General features: G+C 74.4%; 4 protein-coding genes. 3 read left to right on the plus strand and 1 reads right to left on the minus strand.

The window, feature by feature from the left end; all coding sequences use genetic code 11:
- On the minus strand, positions 1–226 hold a 226-nt coding region (locus CCN35_RS19260; protein ID WP_143631665.1), incomplete at its 3' end, for a helix-turn-helix domain-containing protein.
- Positions 227–283: 57 nt separating this feature from the next.
- Between CCN35_RS19260 and CCN35_RS19265 the strand changes: the two genes are divergently transcribed.
- From CCN35_RS19265 to CCN35_RS19275, 3 genes are all read left to right on the plus strand, one after another.
- The gene (locus CCN35_RS19265) at positions 284–1,687 is read left to right on the plus strand and encodes a DUF6716 putative glycosyltransferase (RefSeq protein WP_067394426.1); all 1,404 of its coding nucleotides are present in this window, start codon (positions 284–286) and stop codon (positions 1,685–1,687) included.
- Positions 1,688–1,725: 38 nt separating this feature from the next.
- Positions 1,726–3,090: an acylneuraminate cytidylyltransferase gene (locus CCN35_RS19270; protein ID WP_067394424.1), complete on the plus strand. Its 1,365-nt coding sequence runs from the start codon at positions 1,726–1,728 to the stop codon at positions 3,088–3,090.
- 76 nt (positions 3,091–3,166) lie between these two features.
- Positions 3,167–4,105, plus strand: coding sequence for an N-acetylneuraminate synthase family protein (locus CCN35_RS19275; RefSeq protein WP_067394421.1), 939 nt, complete (start codon positions 3,167–3,169; stop codon positions 4,103–4,105).
- Positions 4,106–4,146: the final 41 nt, after the last annotated feature.

Raw genomic sequence — 4,146 nt, forward strand, 5'->3', positions numbered from 1 at the left:
ACACCCCGAACAGCGGGGCGAGTTGGCGCAGGGTGAGGTTGGTGCGCCAGTACGCGGCGACCAGCAGCACCCGGTCTTCCAGCGGCAGCGACCACGGCCGGCCCTTGCGGACCGGATCGGCGCCCTCACGCCGCAGCGCGGTGATCAGCTTGCCGAACTGTCGCGGGCTCAGCCCGGTGAACGGGGCTATCCAGGACGGCTCCGACGCCGTGATCACACCAGCCACACCATGATCATCTCACCTGCGACCAGCAGTTACGGGACAGCCCTTAGCTTCTCCGGCGTGCCAGCCAGTGCGAAGAAACCCCTCAGAGCGGCGGTCCTCGCGGATTCCGACACCCGGTGGAAATGGGGCGCGCTCACCGCGCGGCGCATCGCGCCGCCGGGCCCCGGACGTCCGAAGGACCCGGCCGGAGCCGGCGTCCGCCTGGACGGATATCTGCTGCGGGGCCGCGCCACCCCCACCCCCCGCCAGCTCGGCGAGGCCGGCGTCCGCGCGGACTCGCTCCGCGAGGTGACCGCCGTCGAGTTCCTGCGCGCCATGGACGAGGACGCCGCGGGTGAGGAGCCGTACGACTTCCTCGTCCTCGCCCTCGTCGGCGGCGGCGTGCAGGCGATGCTGCACGGACTGGGACGTGTGTGGGAGGGCCGGAGCAGACGGCCCGTCGTCGTCACCGGCTATGTCGGCGTGGTCTACGAGAAGCTCGCCGACGGTCTGCTGCTGCGCCACGGCGCCGACCTGGTGCTCGCCAACTCCCGTCAGGACGCGGAGCGTTTCCGGGCCGTGTACGAGGGTGTGGGGGCCGACGCGTCCGCGGTCACCGAGGCGGCGCTGCCGTTCCTCGGCGGTGCCCCGTACCGCGGGTCCGCCCGGAGGACGGCCCCCTACACGGTCGTCTTCGCCGCCCAGCCCTCCGTGCCGGAGAGCCGCCAGGACCGCATGTACCTGCTGGACCGGCTGATCCGGCACGCCCGCCGCCACCCCGGGCGCGAGGTCCTGCTCAAGCTCCGCTCCAGGCCGGGCGAGCACACCACGCACATCGAGGAGGTGCCGTACCAGAAGCTGGCCCGCAGACGGGAGCTGCCGGCCAACCTCCGCCTGGTGCACGGGAACATGGGCGAGGTCCTGGACCGCGCCGACCTGCTGGTCACGGTCAGTTCGACCGCCGCCCTGGAGTCCCTGCACCGGCGCATCCCCACGGCCGTCCTGACCGACCTGGGGGTGCGGGAGGCACTCGGCAACCACCACTTCGTGGGCTCCGGCTGCCTGGCCTCCTGGGACCAGCTCGACGCCGGGTACGAGCCCGTGCCCGACCCGCGGTGGGCGGCCCGCCAGGGCGTCGCCGCCGCGGACCCCTCCTCGGGGGACGGAGCCGGGGAGGCACCCGGGGAAGGGTCCTGCGAGGCCGCCTTCGACACGGCGCGCCGGCGCCTCGCCGACCTGCTCGCCGCCGGGGAGCTGCCGCCGCTGAGGCCCTACTACACCCCCGTCACCGCCCCCGGCTATCTGCCCGGCCTCCTCGCCCGCCACCACCTCGCCCCGGACGGCAGCCCGCTGCCGGGCGCGCCCGCCGCCGACAGGGAGCCCGGCCCCCTGCGGCGGACCGTCCGCCGTGCCGCCCGCGGCGCCTACCGCCACGGCGTCCAGCGCGTCGCCCCCCTGATCCGGCGGTGGGGGGAGCTGTGAACGGCCGTGCCCCGCGCCCACCTCAAGGAGCGAATCCCATGCCCCACCTCGTCCCGGCCCCGGGACCCGGCACCCCGGTGCGCCGTGTGCTCGCGGTGATCCCCGCGCGCGGCGGCTCCAAGGGCGTCCCCGCGAAGAACCTCGCCCCCGTCGGCGGCGTCCCGCTGGTCGTCCGCGCCGTGCGCGCCTGCCGGGCGGCCCGGCGGGTGACCGACGTCGTGGTCTCCACCGACGACGGGGCCATCGCGGACACCGCCCGCCGGGCCGGCGCCGAGGTGGTGCGGCGGCCGGCCGGCATCGCCGGTGACACCGCCCCCTCCGAGGCCGCCGTCCTGCACGCCCTGGACGTGTACGAGGCGCTGCACGGCTCCCCGGTCGACGTCGTGCTGCTCGTGCAGTGCACCAGCCCGTTCCTGCTTCCCGGGGACATCGACGAGGCGGCCGCCGCGGTCGCCGAGCGCGGTGCCGACACCGCGGTGACCGTGGCCCCCTTCCACGGCTTCGTGTGGCGGGACGCGGCGGACGGGGCGGTGACCGCCGGCACCGGGGCCGCCACCGCCGACGGCGGCGGCGCGCGCCCCGCCGGGGCCCCGGCCGCCGGCGGCTACGGCGTCAACCACGACAAGTCCTTCCGTCCGCGCCGTCAGGACCGGCCCCAGGACCTGCTGGAGACCGGGGCGGCCTATGCGATGAGGGCCGAGGGCCTGCGCGAGCACCGGCACCGCTTCTTCGGCCGTACGGAGCTGGTGCGCACCGACCCCGCGCGGGTGCTGGAGATCGACGACCCGCACGACCTCGCCCGTGCCCGGGCCCTCGCACCGCTCCTGGACGCGGACCCTCCCCGGATTCCCGGCGCCGCCCGGGCGGGAACGGCTCCCGGCGGGGTCCTCCCGACCGCCGACGACATCGACGCGGTCGTCCTCGACTTCGACGGCACCCAGACCGACGACAGGGTGCTGATCGACTCCGAGGGACGGGAGTTCGTCTCCGTGCACCGCGGGGACGGCCTCGGCATCGCGGCCCTGCGCGACAGCGGTCTGAGGATGCTGATCCTGTCCACGGAACAGAACCCGGTCGTCACCGCCCGCGCCCGCAAGCTCCGGCTGCCGGTGCTGCACGGCGTCGACCGCAAGGACCTCGCCCTGAAGCAGTGGTGCGAGGAACAGGGCATCGCGCCCGAGCGCGTGCTCTACGTCGGCAACGACATCAACGACCTGCCGTGCCTCGCCCTCGTCGGCTGGCCCGTGGCGGTCGCCAGCGCCCACGCCGCCGTGCGCGACGCCGCCCGCGCCGTCACCACCCGCCCCGGCGGCGACGGTGCGATCCGGGAGATCGCCGGCTGGATCCTCGGCCCCCGCCTCGGCTCCCGCGCCACTCCCGGCTCCCTCCTCGGCACCCCCTGAGTCCCCCGCGCGGAAAACCCCTCAGTCCCTCAAACCCCCAAGTCCCAGCGAGTCCCTCAGTAAGGACAGTCCCACGATGAGCACCAGCTCCCGCATCCGCACCATCGGTTCGCGCGAGGTCGGCCCCGGTCGCCCCGTCTACGTCACCGGTGAGATCGGCATCAACCACAACGGCGACCTGGAGAACGCCTTCCGGCTGATCGACGCGGCCGCCGAGGCCGGCTGCGACGCCGTCAAGTTCCAGAAGCGCACCCCCGAGATCTGCACCCCGCGCGACCAGTGGGACATCGAGCGCGACACCCCCTGGGGCCGGATGACCTACATCGAGTACCGCCACCGCGTGGAGTTCGGCGAGGACGAGTACCGGCAGATCGACGAGTACTGCCGGCACAAGGGCATCGACTGGTTCGCCTCCCCGTGGGACACCGAGGCCGTCGCCTTCCTGGAGAAGTTCGACGTGCCCGCCCACAAGGTGGCCTCCGCCTGCCTGACGGACGACGAGCTGCTGCGCGCCCTGCGCGCCACGGGCCGCACGGTCGTCCTGTCCACCGGGATGTCGACGCCCAAGCAGATCCGCCACGCGGTCGAGGTGCTGGGCTCGGAGAACGTCCTGCTGTGCCACGCCACGTCGACGTACCCGGCGAAGGCCGAGGAGCTGAACCTCCGGGTCATCAACACCCTGGAGCGGGAGTACCCGAACGTCCCGATCGGCTACTCGGGCCACGAGACCGGCCTGCAGACCACGCTGGCCGCCGTCGCCCTCGGCGCGGTCCTCGTCGAGCGCCACATCACCCTCGACCGCGCGATGTGGGGCTCCGACCAGGCCGCCTCGGTGGAACCGCAGGGCCTGCAGCGCCTGGTCCGTGACATCCGTGCGATCGAGGCCTCCCTCGGCGACGGGGTGAAGAGGGTCTACGAGTCCGAGCTCGGCCCCATGAAGAAGCTGCGCCGGGTCGCCGGTGTCGTCGCCGAGGCGGAGATCGCCGCGGCGGCGGGCGAGCCGGTGGCGGTGTGAGACACCCGTCCCCCACCCCTGGAGGGTCCCGCGCCATGAGC

The organism is Streptomyces thermovulgaris (assembly GCF_002155915.1).
Classification (GTDB): Bacteria; Actinomycetota; Actinomycetes; order Streptomycetales; family Streptomycetaceae; genus Streptomyces; species Streptomyces thermovulgaris.